This is a genomic window from Methylobacterium radiodurans (genome assembly GCF_003173735.1).
Classification (GTDB): domain Bacteria; phylum Pseudomonadota; class Alphaproteobacteria; order Rhizobiales; family Beijerinckiaceae; genus Methylobacterium; species Methylobacterium radiodurans.
The window spans coordinates 3151120-3169379 of the sequence record NZ_CP029551.1 but is presented as its reverse complement, the minus strand read 5'-3'; the positions used below and the strand labels follow the sequence as shown (position 1 = coordinate 3169379).

Annotated in this window: 14 protein-coding genes; 8 read left to right on the top strand and 6 right to left on the bottom strand. The window is 72.4% G+C overall.

What is annotated here, in order from left to right; genetic code table 11:
* The first annotated feature begins 9 nt into the window (after window positions 1-9).
* On the top strand, window positions 10-864 hold the full coding sequence (locus DK427_RS14825) for a prephenate dehydratase (RefSeq protein WP_109951935.1): 855 nt from the start codon (window positions 10-12) through the stop codon (window positions 862-864).
* A 7-nt stretch (window positions 865-871) separates the two neighbouring features.
* Here the strand turns inward: DK427_RS14825 and DK427_RS14820 are convergent, their stop codons facing one another.
* The 3 genes from DK427_RS14820 to DK427_RS14810 all read right to left on the bottom strand — a co-directional run bounded on the left by DK427_RS14820 (window position 872) and on the right by DK427_RS14810 (window position 4322).
* Complete coding sequence (locus tag DK427_RS14820) at window positions 872-1912, bottom strand: aldose epimerase family protein (protein ID WP_109951934.1); 1041 nt, start codon at window positions 1910-1912, stop codon at window positions 872-874.
* Window positions 1913-1974: 62 nt separating this feature from the next.
* Window positions 1975-3741 (bottom strand): ABC transporter ATP-binding protein, encoded by a 1767-nt coding sequence (locus tag DK427_RS14815; RefSeq protein WP_109951933.1) that lies wholly within the window; start codon window positions 3739-3741, stop codon window positions 1975-1977.
* Between the two features lie 77 nt (window positions 3742-3818).
* Entirely contained in the window at window positions 3819-4322 is a 504-nt protein-coding gene (locus DK427_RS14810; RefSeq protein ID WP_109951932.1) for a Spy/CpxP family protein refolding chaperone, read from the bottom strand.
* 282 nt (window positions 4323-4604) lie between these two features.
* Between DK427_RS14810 and DK427_RS14805 the strand changes: the two genes are divergently transcribed.
* The 6 genes from DK427_RS14805 to DK427_RS14780 all read left to right on the top strand — a co-directional run bounded on the left by DK427_RS14805 (window position 4605) and on the right by DK427_RS14780 (window position 12018).
* Window positions 4605-5555: a metal ABC transporter solute-binding protein, Zn/Mn family gene (locus DK427_RS14805; RefSeq protein ID WP_109951931.1), complete on the top strand. Its 951-nt coding sequence runs from the start codon at window positions 4605-4607 to the stop codon at window positions 5553-5555.
* Window positions 5556-5617: 62 nt separating this feature from the next.
* Entirely contained in the window at window positions 5618-6133 is a 516-nt protein-coding gene (locus DK427_RS14800; protein ID WP_109951930.1) for a GAF domain-containing protein, read from the top strand.
* Window positions 6134-6316: 183 nt separating this feature from the next.
* Window positions 6317-8050, top strand: a complete 1734-nt coding sequence (locus DK427_RS14795) for a heparinase II/III family protein (RefSeq protein WP_109951929.1) — start codon at window positions 6317-6319, stop codon at window positions 8048-8050.
* Window positions 8051-8425: 375 nt separating this feature from the next.
* Window positions 8426-9262, top strand: coding sequence for a class I SAM-dependent methyltransferase (locus DK427_RS14790; RefSeq protein WP_109951928.1), 837 nt, complete (start codon window positions 8426-8428; stop codon window positions 9260-9262).
* 107 nt (window positions 9263-9369) lie between these two features.
* Window positions 9370-10968: a bifunctional phosphoribosylaminoimidazolecarboxamide formyltransferase/IMP cyclohydrolase gene (gene purH, locus DK427_RS14785; protein ID WP_109951927.1), complete on the top strand. Its 1599-nt coding sequence runs from the start codon at window positions 9370-9372 to the stop codon at window positions 10966-10968.
* Window positions 10969-11235: 267 nt separating this feature from the next.
* The gene (locus tag DK427_RS14780; protein ID WP_109951926.1) at window positions 11236-12018 is read left to right on the top strand and encodes a prephenate dehydrogenase/arogenate dehydrogenase family protein; all 783 of its coding nucleotides are present in this window, start codon (window positions 11236-11238) and stop codon (window positions 12016-12018) included.
* Between the two features lie 88 nt (window positions 12019-12106).
* On the opposite strand, the gene DK427_RS14775 is transcribed toward DK427_RS14780, so the two are convergent.
* The 3 genes from DK427_RS14775 to DK427_RS14765 all read right to left on the bottom strand — a co-directional run bounded on the left by DK427_RS14775 (window position 12107) and on the right by DK427_RS14765 (window position 17314).
* Window positions 12107-13843 (bottom strand): MFS transporter, encoded by a 1737-nt coding sequence (locus tag DK427_RS14775; protein WP_109951925.1) that lies wholly within the window; start codon window positions 13841-13843, stop codon window positions 12107-12109.
* A 273-nt stretch (window positions 13844-14116) separates the two neighbouring features.
* The gene (gene acs, locus DK427_RS14770; protein WP_109951924.1) at window positions 14117-16066 is read right to left on the bottom strand and encodes an acetate--CoA ligase; all 1950 of its coding nucleotides are present in this window, start codon (window positions 16064-16066) and stop codon (window positions 14117-14119) included.
* A gap of 213 nt (window positions 16067-16279) precedes the next feature.
* Window positions 16280-17314 (bottom strand): P1 family peptidase, encoded by a 1035-nt coding sequence (locus DK427_RS14765; protein ID WP_109954179.1) that lies wholly within the window; start codon window positions 17312-17314, stop codon window positions 16280-16282.
* 261 nt (window positions 17315-17575) lie between these two features.
* Between DK427_RS14765 and DK427_RS14760 the strand changes: the two genes are divergently transcribed.
* Window positions 17576-18175 (top strand): PAS domain-containing protein, encoded by a 600-nt coding sequence (locus tag DK427_RS14760; protein WP_162559805.1) that lies wholly within the window; start codon window positions 17576-17578, stop codon window positions 18173-18175.
* Window positions 18176-18260: the final 85 nt, after the last annotated feature.

The following is an 18260-nucleotide window of genomic DNA, read 5'->3' as shown; positions in this document are numbered from 1 at the left end:
ACTCCCGCCATGAACCAGACCATCTCCTACCAGGGCGAGCCCGGGGCCAACTCGCACATCATCGCGGCCGAGGCCTTCCCGGGCTGGACCTACCTGCCCTGCCCCACCTTCGAGGACGCCTTCGCGGCGGTGACCGAGGGGCGGGCCGCCCGCGCGATGATCCCGATCGAGAACTCGATCGCGGGGCGCGTCGCCGACATCCACCACCTGCTCCCGACCGCGCCGCTCAGCATCGTGGCCGAGCACTTCCTGCCGATCCACTTCCAGCTCATGGCCCTGCCCGGCGTGGCGCTGGAGGAACTCCGGAGCGTGCACAGCCACATCCACGCCCTCGGCCAGTGCCGGCGCATCATCCGGCGCCTGGGGCTCGCCCCCGTGGTGGCGGGCGACACGGCGGGCGCCGCGCGCCAGGTCGCCGAGGCCGGCGACCGCACGATGGCCGCGCTCGCGCCCGCCATGGCGGCGGGCGTCTACGGGCTCGACATCCTGGCCCGCGACGTCGAGGACGAGGCCCACAACACCACCCGCTTCGTGGTCTTCGCCCCCGAGTCCGAAGTCGTGGAGAACGCGGGCGGGCCCTTCGTCACGAGCTTCATCTTCCGGGTGCGCAACATCCCGGCCGCCCTCTACAAGGCACTCGGCGGCTTCGCGACCAACGGCGTCAACATGTCGAAGCTCGAGAGCTACATGGTCGAGGGCCAGTTCACCGCGACCCAGTTCTACGCCGAGGTCGACGGCCATCCGGACGATCCGGCGCTGGCCCGGGCGCTGGACGAGCTGGACTACTTCTCGCGCGAACTGAAGATCGTCGGCACCTACCCGGCCCACCCCTTCCGCGAGGCGGCGCGGCCGCCTGCCGAGTAGGGCGCGCCTACGCGGCCGAGAAAAGCCAGGTCGTGGCGGCCGCGAAGGTCTGCCCCGGCCGCAGGATGCAGGAGGGGAAGTCCGGCCGGTTCGGCGCGTCCGGGAACCCTTGCGTCTCGAAGCAGACCCCGTCGCCGGAGCGGTAGGTCCGCCCCGCGGGCCCCACCAGCGTGCCGTCGAGGGTGTTGCCGGTGTAGAGCTGCAGCCCCGGCTGCGTCGTCGCCACCTCCAGCCGGCGCCCGCTCAGCGGATCCTCGCAGGTCGCGGCCGGCCGCAGGGTGCCGGACTCGCCCCGCAGCACGAAGCAGTGGTCGTAGCCCTTGGCCCGCACGATCTGCGGATCGCCCGCGCGGATCCGGTCGCCGAGGGCGGTGGCTTCGCGGAAATCGAGCGGCGTGCCGGCGACCCCGCGGATCTCCCCCGTCGGGATGCCGGTCGGGTCGATCGGCAGGAAGGCGTCGGCCGCGGTCGAGACCGCGTGGCCGAGCACGTCGCCCGTGCCTTCTCCGCCGAGATTGAAGTAGCTGTGGTTCGTCAGGTTCAGCACGGTCGGGCGGTCGGTCCAGGCCCGGTAGTCGATGCGCACCAGCCCGTCCTCGGGCAGGCTGTAGGTCACCTCCACGTCGAGGTTGCCGGGAAAGCCCATCTCGCCGTCCGCTGAGCGGCGCGCCAGGACGAGCCGATCGGCCTCGGCCGCGGTCGCGTGCCAGATCCGGTGGGCGAAGCCCGCGGGGCCGCCGTGCAGGGTGTTGGGCGGCTCGTTGACGGGTAGCCGGTAGGTGCGCCCGTCGAGGTCGAAGCGGCCTCCCGCGATCCGGTTGGCGAAGCGGCCCGCCACCGCTCCCAGATGCGGGCTCACGGTCTCGTAGCCGTCGAGCCCGTCGAGCCCGAGCACCACGTTGGCGAGGCGCCCGGCCCGGTCCGGCACCTCCAGCCGGGTGACGACCGCGCCGTAATCGATCACCTGCATCCGCAGGGGGCCGCGCGCCAGCGTGTACCGGGTGACGGGCTCTCCGTGCCGGGTCCGCCCGAAGCTCTCCGCCACCATGATCCTGCGCCTCCGCCGACCCCTGAGCGGGATGTCCCTGGACAGCCGCAGGTTCCCGCCGCTCAGGCGCCGGCCAGCGCCTCCGGCTCGTCGCGCTGCATCCGGTGAAGGCGCGCGTAGGTGCCCTCGGCCGCCAGCAGGTCGTCGTGGCGGCCGCTCTCGGCGATGCGGCCGGCCTCCATCACGACGATCCGATCGGCCTGGCGGATGGTCGAGAGCCGGTGGGCGATGACGAGCGTGGTGCGGCCCTGCATCAGCCGCGTCAGGGCTGCCTGCACCAGCCGCTCGCTCTCGGCATCGAGCGCGGAGGTCGCCTCGTCGAGGAGCAGGATCGGCGCGTCCTTCAGGAAGGCGCGGGCGAGCGCGATGCGCTGGCGCTCGCCCCCCGAGAGACGCTGCCCTGCGGGGCCGACGCGGAAATCGTAGCCCTCGGGCAGCTTGGCGACGAAGTCGTGAGCGGCCGCCGCGCGGGCCGCCGCCTCGATCTCAGCTTGAGAGGCACCGGGCCGGCCGAAGCCGATATTGGCCGCCACCGTGTCGTCGAACAGCGTCACCTCCTGCGAGACCACGGCGACCGCCGCGCGCAGCGACGCCAGCGTCACCGCCCGCACGTCCTGCCCGTCGATGAGCACGCGGCCCGCCGTGACGTCGTAGAGGCGCGGCACGAGGTTCAGGAGCGAGGACTTGCCCGAGCCCGAGCGCCCGACGAGCGCCGTGGTCGAGCCCGGCGCCACGTCGAGGTCGATCCCCTCCAGCGCCGGCGCGTCGGGGCGGTAGCGGAAGTGCACCCCCTCGAAGCGGATCGCGCCCACCCCCATCGCGAGCGCCGGGGCGCCCGGCGCCTCGCGGATGGTCGGGGCCTCGTCGAGCAAGTCGAAGTAGCGCCGAAGCGCCGCCGCCGCCTCCTGCAGGATCGCGTTGAGGGTGCCGAGTGCGCGGGCGGGCTGGGCCGCGAGCAGCAGAGCGGCCACGTAGCCGGTGAAGTCGCCGACCGTGCGCTCGCCCGACATCACCCGCTGCCCGACGAGCGCCAGAACGCCCGCCACCGCCAGCCCGCCGCCGATCTCCAGGAGCGGGTCGAGGCGCCCGCGGGCATTGGCGGCCTTCATCTTGAGGCGGCGCACCTCGTCGAGCGAGGCGCGGGCTCGGGCCTTGAGGTAGCCCTCCATGCCGTAGGTCTTGGCGACGCGCACGCCGGCCAGGCTCTCCGAGATCAGGCTCGCGGTCGCGCCCATCTGCTCCTGCGTGGTGGTCGAGACCCGCCGGAGCTTCTTGCCGATCCGCCCGATCGGTCCCGCCACGAACGGCACCGTGACGGCGGCCACAAGGGTCAGGACCGGGTCCATCCAGATGAGGGCCGCGACCAGCCCGATCAGCATCGCCACGTCGCGCAGCAGCACCGTGGAGATCCGGGTCAGGGCCTCCTTGATGAAGGCGAAGTCGGTGGTGAAGCGCTGCGTGAAGGCGGCCGGGCTCTCGCGCCCGAGCTGGGCGAGGTCGGCCTCGATCAGGTGGCCGTAGAGCGCGGCCTGCATGTCGGCCTCGACCCGGGTGACGACGCGGTTCGTCAGCACGGTCTGGCCGAGGAGCGCGAAGCCGCGCACGGCCGTCACGGCGATCACCACCGCGGGCCCGTAGGTCAGGGCGGAGGGGTCCTTGTGGTCGAAGGCGTCGAAGGCGGCCTTGATCAGCGCCGGGTAAAGGCCGGTGGCGGCGCCCACGACGGCGATCAGCACCAGCACCACCGCGAGCGTACCGCGGTGGGGGGAGAGCCACACGCGCCAGAGGCGGGCGAGGAGCGGGATCGTGTCGCCCTTCAGGCGCGCCATGGCAGGAATCCGGGATCCGCGGGGGTCGGCGGGGTTTGCCGCCGCCGGCCCTCGGGATCAAGGGAGGGGTGAGCGGCTCAGTCCCGCTCGCCGCGCGGGCCCCGCTCCCGCTGCCAGCCGTGGCCGTGATGCGGGCGCATCGGCCGGGCGAGCACCAGGGCGCGGCGCTTCTGGTCCTGGTCGAGGGTGGCGTAGAGCGGGCCCGAGGCGTCGGCGAGCTTGCGCAGGGCGTCCGCCCGGGCGCTCGCCGCGTCCGCCATGGCGCGCAGCGCGCCCGGCGCGTCGTCGATCATCCGGCCGCGCTCGGCCCAGGCCTCGCGCTGGCCCTGCCGCAGCCGCGAGAGGTCGCGCATCGCCGCCTCGACCGGCGGCCACAGCTTCTCCTGGTCGGGCGTCAGGCGCAGCCCCGCGTGCAGCGCCGCGATGCGCGCGTCCGCGAAGGCCGCGCGATCCTCCTTCGAGAAGGCGCTCCAGCGCCCGCCGAACGGCTCGGGCCGCGCCTCGCGCGCCGCCGCCACGCCCGCCAGCCCGAGGGCAGCGACGCCCGCGAGGATGGCACCCTTCATCACAGCTCGGGTCATGCATCTCTCCATCGTTCGCGCCGGGAGGGCGCGCCGCGTGCTCCGGAGGAGGCGCCGCGTGCCGGAACGGCCAAGCCTGGATAGCCGAGCCCTCCTGGCGGCCCCCTGTCCGGGACATGACATCGCGTTCATCTTCGCGTTCATGCGGGGCGCGCTCTGCGCCCGGCCTGTATCCGGCTTGTGTATGCAACACTGTTACATTACTGGCGCCGTGTGGCAGCGAGGGAGCGGGCGGTGCGGTTGGGAGAGATCGGGCGGGGCCGCACAAGGGTCGGGCGCGGCATGGTCCGGGCCGCCGCGCTCGGGCTGGCGTTCCTCTGGCTGGCGCTCCCGGCCGCGGCCGAGCCGCTGCGGGCGGTGGCGACCTTCTCGATCCTGGCCGACCTCGTGCGGCAGGTCGGCGGCGCCCACGTGAGCGTGGCGAGCCTCGTCGGGCCGAACGCCGATGCCCACAGCTACAACCCGGCGCCGGCCGATTCCCGCACGCTCGCGCAGGCCCGCATCATCGTGACGAACGGCCTCGGCTTCGAGGGCTGGATCGACCGGCTGGTCCAGGCCTCCGGCACGAAGGCGCCGGTCGTCGTCGCCTCGACGGGGGTGCGGACCGTTGCGGCCGATCCCGGCCACGGCCACGATCACGGGAGCGACCCGGGGGGCGACCATGACCACCCGCCCGGGCGCGGCCGGCCGGCCTCGGACACGGAGGTCGATCCGCACGCGTGGCAGAGCGTGGCGAACGTGCGCACCTACGTCGCCAACATCCGCGACGGCCTCGCGGCGGCGGATCCGGCGCACGCCGACGACTACGCCCGCAACACGACCGCCTACCTCGCCGAGCTCGACCGCCTGGAAGCCGAGATCCGGTCCACCGTGGCGGCGATCCCGCCCGAGCACCGGCGCGTCATCACCACGCACGATTCCTTCGGCTATTTCAGCGCCGCCTACGGGCTCGCCTTCATCGCTCCCCAGGGGGTGTCGACGGCCTCCGAGGCCAGCCCGAAGGGCGTCGCCCGGATCATCCGCCAGATCCGCCGCGACAAGGTGCCGGCCGTCTTCCTTGAGACGATCGCCGACCCGCGCCTGATGCAGCAGATCGCCCGCGAGAGCGGCGCGCGCATCGGCGGCAAGGTCTACTCGGACTCGCTCTCCGGCCCGGACGGACCGGCTCCGACCTACCTCGCGATGATGCGGGCGAACCTGAAGGCCTTCGCGGCGGCGCTCGGGCCCGGCTAGCATACCCGCCGCATCCCTGCCCTCGCCTGGACGGTGGGCCGCCCCGGCCTTAACGTGCTCGCATGTTCGATGCGTACGTCCGGACCGATCCACGCCTGGAGCACGTGTGCGAACATCTCGCGGCCGCCCGATCCCGCGACGACGTGGTGTCGGCCCTCTGCCGGTGGACCCGGCAGGCGGTGGGGTGCGACGGCGTCGCCGTCGCCCTGCGGGAGGGCGCGTTCTGCCGCTACGTCGCCGAGAACGCGATCGAGCCGCTCTGGAAGAACCAGCGCTTCCCGCTCGCGGACTGCGTGTCCGGCTGGGCGATGTTGAACGGCGCGACCGCCGTCGTCCCGGACGTGGCTCTGGATCCTCGGGTCCCGGCCGCGCCCTACCGCAGGACCTCGATCCGAAGCCTCGTCATGGCGCCGGTCGGCGCGCCGGAGGCGGTGGCCGCCCTCGGCACCTACTGGTGCGCCTTCGTCGCCCTCGACGCGGAGACAGTCGGCCGCGTCGAGCATTTGGCGCGCCGGGCCGGCGAGGCCCTCGCCCGGCTCAGGGAACGCGACCCGGCCGATCCGGCGGCGGTGGCCTAGCGCCCCCGCCAGGCCCCGGCGGGTTGCGGAACGGCGGACGGACCCGCGGATCCCATGGGCCATGCCGACCATGACAGAGCGTAAACCGATGGTTAAGAGGCCCGCTCTAGCTTGACCGATTGACCGGCCGGGCCGTCGCCCAGGGCCCGAGGAGAGCGCGTGGCTTGGGGGTTGGCCTGGGGTTTGGCTGGGGGGTCCGATCGCTGGCGATTCTACCGGCTGCTCGGCCGCGAGGTCGCGGGCGTCGTCCGCGCGGCCGCGGCCCGGCTCACGGCGCCGCCGGATATCTTGGCGCGGGTGCGGGTCGCGGGCCTCGTCATCGCGCCCCACGACCTGCGCACGGCCGACGCCACCTTCGCGGACGACATCTACGCCGGCCTCTTCTTCTTCGCGGGCCGCTCGCTCGCGGCCAGCGGCGGGTCGCCCTTCGACTACGCGCCCCCCTCCCCCGAATGGGCCGAGGTGCTCTACGGCTTCGGCTGGCTGCGCCACCTGCGCGCCGCCGACACGGCGCTGGCGCGCGCCAACGCCCGCGCCTTCGTGGCCGATTTCATGACGGGCCGGGGCGATCCCGCGCTCGCCCGCCGCACGCCCGTCGCCGCGCGGCGCCTGATCTCCTTCCTGTGCCAGTCGCCGCTGGTGCTGGAGGGCGCCGACCACGGCTTCTACCAGGCCTTCCTGAAGGCCATCGCCCGCAACGCGCAGCAGCTGGAGCGGGACCTGCGCCGGGGCGTGCCGCCGGGCTGGCGGCTGAACGCCGCGGTCGCGCTCTGCTACGCAGGCCTGTGCTGCGAGGGCATCCAGCCGATCCTCCGGCGGGCGACGCGCGTGCTCTCGCGCGAGCTCGACCGGCAGATCATGGCCGATGGCGGCCACCGCTCGCGCGACCCGCACTTCGCCATGGAGTTGCTGCTCGACCTCTTGCCGCTGCGCCAGAGCTATCTCAGCCGCAACGTCGAGCCGCCGGCGGCGCTGATCCGCGCCATCGACCGGATGCTGCCGCTGCTGCGGCTGCTGCGCCACGCAGACGCCTCGCTCAGCCACTTCAACGGCATGGGCGCGACCGCCGCCGACCAGCTCGCCACGCTCCTCGTCTACGACGGGGCGCTCGCCCGCCCGCTGATGCACGCGCCGAACTCAGGGTACGAGCGGCTGGAGGCGGGCCGGGTCGTGGTGGTGGCCGATGTCGGCGCGAGCCCGCCGCTCGCCGATTCGCGCAATGCCGGGGCGGGCTGCCTCTCCTTCGAGATGTCGAGCGGGCCCCAGCGTCTCGTGGTGAATTGCGGCCTGCCGGCGAGCGGGGCGGACCTGCGCCGGGTCGCCCGCTCGACCGCCGCCCACTCGACGGCCTGCGTGGGCGACGCCTCCTCCTGCCGCTTCCTCGGCCCCGGCGGCTGGTGGGGCGAGCGGGCGGCCGCCGCGTGGCTCACGCGCCGGCTCGGGCCGGTGGTGCTGCGCGGGCCCCGCGACGTGCGCTCGGAGCGCACCGAGACCGACGACGGCCTCGTGCTCGCCGCCCGCCACGACGGCTACGCGCCCGATTTCGGCCTCGTGCACGAGCGGCGCTGGGTGCTGTCCGCGGATGGCGCCCGCCTCGACGGCACGGACGCGTTCCGGCGGACGAGCCGGACCGGCCCGCGCGAGCCGGAGGTCGCCGTGCGCTTCCACCTCCACCCGGCGATCGCCGTGCGCGGGGTCGGCACGGAGCTGGAACTGGCCTCGCCGCTCGGCGAGGTCTGGCACTTCGCGGCCGAGGGCGCGGCCGTCGCGATCGAGGAGAGCGTCTACTTCGCGGGCCTCTCGGGGGCGCGCCGCACCGACCAGATCGTCCTGCACCTGCGGCTCGGCATCGACGGCGAGGGCACCGAGGTGCGCTGGTCGTTCCGCCGCCGCGCGGCGGCGCCGGGGCGGGGTTGATAACGCTTCCCGGTCGACCGCTCCGGGAGCCGCAGCACCCCCCTCTCCCCGCTTGCGGGGAGAGGCCTGCAGGCACCCTGTCGTGCCTGCGGGAAGCGGAGGCGAAGCCGCAGCGGCGGTGAGGGGGCGATGCCGGAAGAGACTCTTTCGTCGAAGCCCCCTCACCTTCGGCTGCCGCCTCGCCGCGCCGACGACAGGGTCGTCGCTCCCCTCTCCCCGCAAGCGGGGAGAGGGGAGCCGCGGCGCTCGGGAGATCCGACCCGAATCCGGACGCTCCCGGACCCGCAAAGCTCCATTAGGCTTGCCGCGCGTAAATCGTTGTGGACGCGCGTCCGCGGCGGCATCGTGAGGCATCTGCCAAGCGGAGCCGTCCCCGTGCCCTCTCTCTCGACCCGGCTGATCCCGCCCGCGATGCTGGACGTGATCAAGCGCTCGCCCACCCTCTACGGCGTCGGCCGCAAGGCCCGCTTCGCGCTGGGCTCGCGCCTCGGCGCACGGCCCGTCGCGGGGATCGGGCGCGCCCACTACAACGACTTCATGCTGACCTCGACCGCGCCCGACAAGGTCGCGAGCTACATGGCCGGCGCCGAGCAGTTCGTCGACATCCTGGAAACGGCGGTGCACGAGGCCGGGCGCGACTGGGACTCGATCGGGCGCGCGCTGGAGATCGGCTGCGGCTACGGCCGCATCGTGCGCCAGCTCTCCCGCCGCCTGCCGGGCGAGCGCATCGCCGTCTGCGACATGATCGAGGAGGGCGCCCGCTTCACGGCGGCCGAGTTCGGCGCCACGCAGGTCCCGGTGATGGAGCGGGCCCAGCCGAAGCCCGCCGCCGCCTACGACCTCGTCTACCTGCTCTCGGTCTACACCCACCTGCCGCGGTCCGTCGTGCACGCCAACCTTGCCGACGTGGCCCGCGCGCTGAAGCCCGGCGGGATCGTGGTCTTCACCATCCACGGCCAGGGCTCGGCCGAGCAGGCCGAGCGCTACGAGCAGTTCTGGCTCGACAAGCCGGCCGTGCTCGCCGCCATGGCGCGCGAGGGCTACTACTATGCCCGCTACCCCTACTACACGGCCGATTACGGCCTGACCTGGTTCAGCCGCGCCGCCGTCGAGGCGCTCGTTGCCGAGGCGGCGCCGGACCTGGAGCTCCTCTCCTACCGGCCGACGCAGCTCGACGGACATCAGGACGTCTTCGTCTACCGGCGGCGCTGAGCGCGAGGGCGGATCGTCGCGGGGCTCCCTGGCCGGCCGGATCGGTTCCGTGCTACCGGCCGGGCCAGATCGCCACCGACCACAAGACCTCTGCCGAAGATTCCGCCATGTCGCATGATCAGGTGCGGGTTGCCCGCGCGCTCCTCTCCGTCTCGGACAAGACCGGGCTCGTTGATTTCGCCCGCGCGCTCCACGCGCGCGGCATTGAGCTGGTCTCGACCGGCGGCACGCACCGCGCGCTCAGCGAGGCGGGTCTGCCGGTGCGCGAGGTCGCCGACCTCACGGGCTTCCCCGAGATGATGGACGGCCGGGTCAAGACCCTGCACCCGGCGGTGCACGGGGGCCTGCTCGCCATCCGCGACAACCCCGAGCACCAGGCGGCGCTCGCCGCCCACGGCATCGGCGCGATCGACCTGCTCGTCGTCAACCTCTACCCGTTCGAGGCGACGATCGCGGCGGGCAAGTCGTACGACGACTGCGTCGAGAACATCGATATCGGCGGTCCGGCCATGATCCGCGCGGCGGCCAAGAACCACGGCGACGTCGCGGTGGTCACGGATGTCTCGGACTACGCCACGGTGCTGGCCGCGCTCGAGGCCGGCAACGGCGCGCTCTCCACGAACCTGCGCCGCGGCCTCGCCCAGAAGGCCTATGCCCGCACCGCCGCCTACGACGCGGCGATCGCCAACTGGCTGAGCCGGCATGTCGAGGCGGAGGGGCCGGCCCCGTTCCGCGCCGTCGGCGGCAGCCTCGGCCAGGGTCTGCGCTACGGCGAGAACCCGCACCAGATTGCGGCCTTCTACCGGACGCCCGGCACGCCGCGGGCCGGCGTCGCGACCGCGCGCCAGCTCCAGGGCAAGGAACTCTCCTTCAACAATTTCAACGACACCGACGCGGCCTACGAGTGCGTGGCCGAGTTCGACCCGGCCCGCACCGCGGCGGTGGCGATCATCAAGCACGCCAACCCGTGCGGGGTGGCGGAGGGCGCGAGCCTGCTGGAGGCCTACGAGCGCGCGCTCAGCTGTGACCCGACCTCCGCCTTCGGCGGCATCGTGGCGCTGAACCGCCCGCTCGATGCCGAGGCCGCGCGCAAGATCGTCGAGATCTTCACCGAGGTGATCATCGCGCCCGACGCCAGCGAGGAGGCCCGCGCGATCGTCGGCGCCAAGAAGAACCTGCGCCTGCTGCTCGCCGGCGGCCTGCCCGACCCGCGCGAGGCCGGCGAGACCGTCCGCACGCTGTCCGGCGGCCTGCTGATCCAGGGCCGCGACAACGCCGTCGTCGACGACATGCCCCTGAACGTTGTGACCAAGCGCCAGCCGAGCGAGGCCGAGTACGCCGACCTGCGCTTCGCCTACCGGGTGGCCAAGCACGTCAAATCGAACGCGATCGTCTACGCCCGCGACGGCGCGACCGTGGGCATCGGCGCCGGGCAGATGTCGCGGGTCGATTCCTCGCGCATCGCCGCCTGGAAGGCGCAGGAGGGCGCCGACCGCCTCGGGCTGCCCGAGAGCCTCGCCAAGGGCGCGGTGGTGGCCTCCGACGCCTTCTTCCCCTTCGCGGACGGGCTGATGGCTGCCGCCGAGGCCGGAGCGACCGCGGTGATCCAGCCCGGCGGCTCGATGCGCGACGCCGAGGTGATCGCGGCCGCCGACGCGGCCGGGCTCGCCATGGTGTTCACGGGCTTTCGCCACTTCCGGCACTGAGCCTCGGTATCCCCTCTCCCCGCCTCGCGGGGAGAGGGATGCCTCCTCCTCGCATCGCGTGGTCCGCCGCAGGCCCGCTCGCCCGAGCTTGACGGCCGTCTCCCTCCGGGCCTACACGCCGGCCCCATGATCAGCACCCGCCTCGCCGGACTCTATACCGCGCCGCTCCCTTAGCGGCCGTGCTCGTCATGCCCAGCCGCCCGCGTCGCCGGCGGCTGGTATCGTTTCCGAAGACCGTCGGCCTCGCCTCACATCCGAGGTTTCGCCGTGTCGTCCCCGCTCAAATCCCCTGCTCCTTCCGTCGGCCTGATCGGCTTCGGCGCCTTCGGCCGCCTGATCGCCCGCCACCTCGCCCCGCACCTGCGCGTGCTCGCCTACGACCCGTTCGTGGCCCAGGACGCCTTCGGGCCGGACGCCGTGCCGGCCGACCTCGCCACCGCCGCCGCCTGTCCGGTCGTGATCCTCGCCACGCCGGTCTCCGGCCTGCGGGACGTGGCCCGCGCCGTCGCCCCGCACCTGCGGCCGGGCGCGCTCGTCGCCGATGTCGGCTCGGTCAAGGTCGTGCCCGCCGCGATCCTGCGCGCGGAGCTGCCGGCCCACGTCGCGATCCTGGCGACGCACCCGCTCTTCGGCCCGCAGAGCGCGCGGGACGGTCTCGCGGGGCTGAAGGTCGCCGTCTGCCCGGTCCGGGGCCGGCGCGGATTGCGGGCGGCGGCCTTCCTGCGCCGGGTGCTCGGCCTGGAGGTGATCCTGACCACGCCCGAGGCCCACGACCGCGAGATGGCCTCGGTGCAGGGCCTGACCCACCTCATCGCCAAGGTGCTGGTTCGGATGGAGCCCCTGCCCAGCCGGATGACCACCCGCAGCTTCGAGCGGATCCTGGAGGCGGTCGAGATGGTCCGGCACGACGCGCCGGAGGTCTTCGCCGCGATCGAGCGCCAGAACCCGTTCGCCCCGGAGGTGCGGCGCCGTTTCTTCGCGCTGGCCGCCGAACTGGAGGCGGAGCTCGACGCGGACCGCCAGTCTCCGCGCCTCGCCCTCGCGCGGTGAGGCCCGAGAAGCGCGAACGGGGCGAGCCTTCCGGCCCGCCCCGCGCGTTCCTGGGATACCCGGCGCGTCGCCGCGCCGGGAGGCTCGTTCAGGCCAGGATGTCCCGATCCTTGGTCTCGGGGATGAAGATCAGGCCCACCACGAAGGTGAAGAGCGCGATCACGATCGGGTACCAGAGGCCGTAGTAGATGTCGCCGGTCTGGGCCACCATCGCGAAGGCGGTGGCGGGCAGGAGGCCGCCGAACCAGCCGTTGCCGATGTGGTAGGGCAGCGACATCGAGGTGTAGCGGATCCGGGTCGGGAACAGCTCCACCAGGGCGGCGGCGATCGGGCCGTAGACCATCGTCACGTAGATGACGAGGATCGTCAGGATGCCGACCACCGCGAGCTTCTGGCCCGTGAAGATGTCGAGCGGGTTCGAGGACTTCACCACGGTCGGGTTGTTCGCCGCCGAGGGGTAGCCCGCCTCCGTCAGCGCCGCCGGCACCGCCTTGGCGAAGTTCGGATCGGCGACCGGGAAGTCCTTGCCGTTGACGCTGACCACGGTCGGCGTGCCCGCCGGCTGGTTCTCGGTCTTGTAGCTCACCGCGGAGCGGGCGAGCAGCGCCTTGGCGATGTCGCACTCCTTGGTGAACTTGGCCGTGCCGACCGGATTGAACTGGAACGAGCACTCGTCCGTGTTCGTCTTCACCACCACCGGCACGTTCGCCTGCGCCGCGTGCAGCGCCGGGTTGGCGTTGGCGGTGAGCATGTTGAACAGCGGGAAGTAGGTGAGCGCCGCGATCAGGCAGCCGCCGAGGATGATCGGCTTGCGGCCGATCCGGTCCGAGAGACTGCCGAAGAACAGGAAGCCGCCGGTGCCGAGGATGAGCGACCAGGCGATCAGCACGTTCGCGGTGAACTGGTCGACCTTCAGGATGCTCTGCAGGAAGAACAGCGCGTAGAACTGGCCGGTGTACCAGACCACCGCCTGACCGGCGGTGAGGCCGAGCAGAGCGAGGAGCGCCCACTTGGCGTTCCGCCACTGGCCGAAGGCCTCGGACAGCGGCGCCTTGGAGTGGGTGCCCTCCTCCTTCATCTTCTTGAAGGCCGGGCTCTCCTGCATCTGCATGCGGATCCAGACCGAGATCGCGAGCAGCGCCACCGAGACGAGGAACGGGATGCGCCAGCCCCAGACCTGGAAGGCGGTGAGCGTGGTCGTGGTGCCGTCCGGGTTCGTCACGACGGTGGCCGGATAGGCGCTGTTCACGTAGCCCTGGGTCGACAGGATGATGATCAGCGAGAGCAGCAGGCCGAGCGTCGCGGTCGTCTGGATGAAGGCGGTGTAGAAGCCGCGCCGACCCGGGGGCGCGTGCTCGGCCACGTAGACCGCAGCGCCGCCGTACTCGCCGCCGAGCGCGAGGCCCTGGAGCATGCGCAGCACCAGCAGCGTCACGGGCGCGACCCAGCCGATGCCGTAGGCGTTGAGCGTGGTGTAGGAGGGCAGCAGGCCGACCGCGAAGGTCGAGATGCCCATGATCAGGATGGTGACGAGGAAGGTGTACTTGCGGCCGACCATGTCGCCGAGCCGGCCGAACACCAGGGCGCCGAAGGGACGCACCAGGAAGCCCGCCGCGAAGGCGAGCAGCGCGAAGATGTTGCGGGTCGCCTCAGGATAGGCCGAGAAGAACTGCGCGCCGATGATCGCGGCGAGCGAGCCGTAGAGGTAGAAGTCGTACCACTCGAAGACGGTGCCGAGCGAGGAGGCCATGATGACCTTCTTCTCACCGGCGGTCATCGGCCTGTTCGCCACCTCGGCCCGCGGGACTGCGGTTGCCACTGCCATGTGCGTCGATCCTCCAGTATTGTTCTTACAGGTCCGCTGAGCGGATCCCGGCTGTGCGGCGCATTCGGAATGCGCGAGTGCAGCAAAGTGCTATCGCATGCCTCAATCCCGCCCAATAGGTAAAACGCCGCGATTTACAGGCATCTTCAGAGTGTAACGGCCCTGGCACAGGATCGCCGGATCCAGGCATTGGGACGGGTGCGGGCCTTGAGCCCGCGCCCTTCGGTACGGTGCTGCGGAACAGCTGCGGCTTGGAACGGCCGCAGCTTGCGCTCAGCCCGCCCGGTTCTGGCGGTTCTCGATCAGGTCGTCCACGACCGCCGGGTCGGCGAGCGTCGAGGTGTCGCCGAGCGTCGAGAAATCGTCCTCGGCGATCTTGCGCAGGATGCGGCGCATGATCTTGCCCGAGCGGGTCTTGGGCAGGCCCGGCGCGAACTGGATCAGGTCCGGCGAGGCGATCGGGCCGATATCCTTGCGCACCCAGGCGACGAGTTCCTTGCGCAGCGCGTCGTCGCCTTCCTCGCCCTCGTTGAGGGTGACGTAGGCGTAGATGCCCTGGCCCTTCACATTGTGCGGGAAGCCGACCACCGCCGCCTCCGCCACCTTGGCGTGGGCGACGAGCGAGGATTCGACCTCGGCCGTGCCCATGCGGTGGCCAGAGACGTTGATCACGTCGTCCACGCGGCCGGTGATCCAGTAATAGCCGTCCGCGTCGCGGCGCGCGCCGTCACCCGTGAAGTAGAGGTTCGGGTAGGTCGAGAAGTAGGTCTGCTCGAAGCGCTCGTGGTCGCCGTAGACGGTGCGCATCTGCCCGGGCCAGGAATCCGCGATGCAGAGGTTGCCCTCGCAGGGGCCGTCGATCTGCTTGCCCTCGGCATCGACCATCACCGGCTGCACGCCGAAGAAGGGACGCGTGGCCGAGCCGGGCTTCAGCGCGGTGGCGCCCGGCAGGGGCGTGATCAGGATGCCGCCGGTCTCGGTCTGCCACCACGTATCGACGATCGGGCAGCGGGAATCGCCGACCACCCGGTAGTACCAGTCCCAGGCCTCCGGGTTGATCGGCTCGCCCACCGAGCCGAGCACGCGCAAGCTGGCGCGCGAGGTCGTCTTCACCGGGCCCTCGCCCGCGCCCATCAGCGATCGGATGGCGGTCGGCGCCGTGTAGAAGATGTTGACCTTGTGCTTGTCGATGACCTCCCAGAAGCGGGCGTTCGAGGGGTAGGTCGGGATGCCCTCGAACATCAGCGTGGTCGCGCCGTTCGCGAGCGGGCCGTAGACGATGTAGCTGTGCCCGGTGACCCAGCCGACATCGGCCGTGCACCAGTAGACCTCGCCCTCGCGGTAATCGAACACGTACTGGTGGGTCATCGCGGCGTAGACGAGATAGCCGCCGGTTGTGTGCACCACGCCCTTGGGCTGGCCGGTCGAGCCCGAGGTGTAGAGGATGAAGAGCGGGTGCTCGGCCTCGAAGGCCTCGGCCGGGCAGGCGTCGGTCACCTGCTCGGCGGCCTCGTGGTAGTAGACGTCGCGCCCCGGCTCCATCGCCACGCTGCCGCCGGTGCGGCGCACCACGATGACGTGGTCGACGGCGTCCTTCGGCAGGCGGCCGATGGCGGCGTCGACGTTGGCCTTGAGCGGCACCTTGCGGCCGCCGCGCAGGCCCTCGTCGGCGGTGATCACCACCTTGGCGTCGCAGCCCTGGATGCGGGCGGCGAGCGAGTCGGGCGAGAAGCCGCCGAAGACGATGGAGTGGATCGCGCCGAGCCGGGCGCAGGCCAGCATCGCGTAGGCGGCCTCCGGGATCATCGGCAGGTAGATCGTCACCCGGTCGCCCTTGCCGACGCCGCGGTTGCGCAGGATGTTGGCCATCCGGCAGACCTGCGCGTGCAGCTCGCGGTAGGTGATGTGCTTCGACTCGTTCGGGTCGTCGCCCTCCCAGATGATCGCGGTCTGGTCGCCGCGGGTCTCGAGGTGGCGGTCGATGCAGTTATAGGCGACGTTGGTCCGGCCGTCCTCGAACCAGTTGATCGAGACGTTGCCCGGCGCGAAGCTGGTGTTCTTGACCTTGGAGAACGGCGTCATCCAGTCGATGCGCCGGCCGTGCTCGCCCCAGAACGCCTCCGGATCCGAGACGGAGGCGCGGTACATCTCCTGGTACTTGGCATCGTCCACGAGGGCGCCCTGGCGCCAAGCATCCTGAACGGCGACGACCTTCTCGTTCATCACGCTTCTTCCCTGAACACGCCCGGTCGTCGGCACGGTCCATCCGCGCGTGCCGGGCTTTTGAGAGTGTCATGCCCCGCCGGCCGGCGGCTCGCAAGCGCCCGGTGGGAAGGGTATTTGATCGAGCCCAATACAAAGCGCCGGAACTGTCTTCGCGCAGACTTGCCCGGCCCGACCCGCATTGGACCAAAGGAGGAGCCGTCCGCGACGGACCTAAGGGCCGGGCGCCCCGTCGCCGTAGCGGTCGCGCCAGGCCGGCGGCAGCCCGTGCAGGGCGAGCGCGGGCGCGGGCGGGTGCCCCGGCAGGCTCGCGGCAGCGTGGACGCCCACCGCCACAGCGCGGGCCAGCACCTGCGCCGCCGCATCGCCCAGGCGCGCGAGATCGACCACGGGCTCGCGGAGCGGGACGGCTCCGGTGGCGACCGCGAAGACGACGTCGCCATCGAGGGGCGTGTGCACCGGCTGGATCGCGCGGGCGAGCCCGTCCTGCGCGGTCACCGCGAGGCGGCGCGCCTGCGCCTTGGTCAGCACCGCGTCGGTCGCCACCACCGCGAGCGTCGTCGCGCCGCCCGGCAAGGCGCGGGCCGGGAAGTCCAGGGCGTCCGCGGGCATCCGCGCCGGCCAGCCGAGCCCGCCGAACTCGGCCTCCCACTCGTAGGGCGCGGCCCAGAAATGCGGGCCCTCGCCGACCGTGACCCGGCCGAAGGCGTTCACCGCCGCCAGCGCTCCGACCCGGAACGGGCTCCCGCCGACCAGGGCCGAGGCCGAGCCGATCCCGCCCTTGAGGTTGCCGGTGCGCGCGCCCGTGCCCGCCCCGACCGAGCCGAGCGCGAAGTCGCGAGCGGCCGCCCGCGCCGCCGCGTAGCCGAGGTCGCGGTATGGGGAAAAGCGCCCCCAGGCCTTGTCGCCGCCGTTGAGGAGGTCGAACAGGATCGCGGCCGGCACGATCGGCACGCGCACGCCGCCGACGGGAAAGCCGCGCCCCTGCTCGGCGAGCCACGCGACCGCGCCCGCCGCCGCGTCGAGGCCGAAGGCCGAGCCGCCGGAGAGCACCAGCGCGTCGATGCCCTCCACCGTGCGCTCGGGGTCAAGCAGGTCGGTCTCGCGGGTGCCCGGCCCGCCGCCGCGCACGTCGACCGCGGCGGTCACGCAGGCGTCGAACAGGATCGCGGTGACGCCGGTCGCGGCGCCCAAGTCGCTCGCGTGGCCGACCCGGATGCCGGCGATGTCGGTGATGCGGCTCGTCATGCCCGCCAGCATCGCACGGCCGGGGCGCAAAGCCAGCATCGGACGGGGCGCCGCCGGGCGGATCGGCCGCTGAGCCGGTTCGTCAGGCCCTGTTCGCGAAGATGTGTTCCGGCCACGGCGGGACCGGAAACCGATGAGGCCCGGGACGCGGCCGTGGAAGCGGCGCCATTTTGCGGTACAGCATCTTGCTGCTGTGCTCCGTATGCGGGAACTATAGGCTGGGGGGTTGGCGTATACGAAGCACGGATAGGAGCGAGTCTTGTGCGTGTGACAGCGAGCGAGGAGCGGGCCGGATCCTTCCCGGATCTGCGCCGGGTGCTCGATGCCTCTGGCATCGTCGGGACCTGGGACTGGTACGTGACGCGCCGCACGGTGCTCTTCGACGAGGGGGCGGCCGCGCTGCTGGCGGGCGATCCCCAACTCGCCGGGCGGGAACTGCGCAATCCCGAGGCGACGGCCGGCATCCACCCGGACGACCTCGGCTGGGTGATGGCCGAGATGGCACGCGCCTTGGAGGCTGGCGGCGTGATCCTCGCCGAGTACCGGGTGCGTCGTCCGGATGGGAGCGTGCGCTGGGTGCTGAGCCGCGGGCGCGTCTATCTCGATGGCGAGGGCCGGCCCCTGCGCGCGCACGGGCTCCTCATCGACATCACCGAGAGCCGCGAGGAGGGCCAGCGTTACGTCGCCCACGCCGTTCCGTCTAAACCCGCCCCGACCGACCGGCTGATGGACCTCTGCGGCGAGCTGCGCATGCTCGCCGACACGATGCCGTCCTCGACGCTGCGCCTGCTCGTCGACCTCGTGCTCCTCGAGATCGGCAGGAGCGGGCTGGATGCCCCGGAACCCGGCTCGCGCCACTGAGCAGCCTCGCCGGGCGGACCCGGGTTGGCGCAGGGGGCTCCGGCGTCCTAAGTAGCCGTCTCGTGCAGGCGGCCTGCCCGTGCCG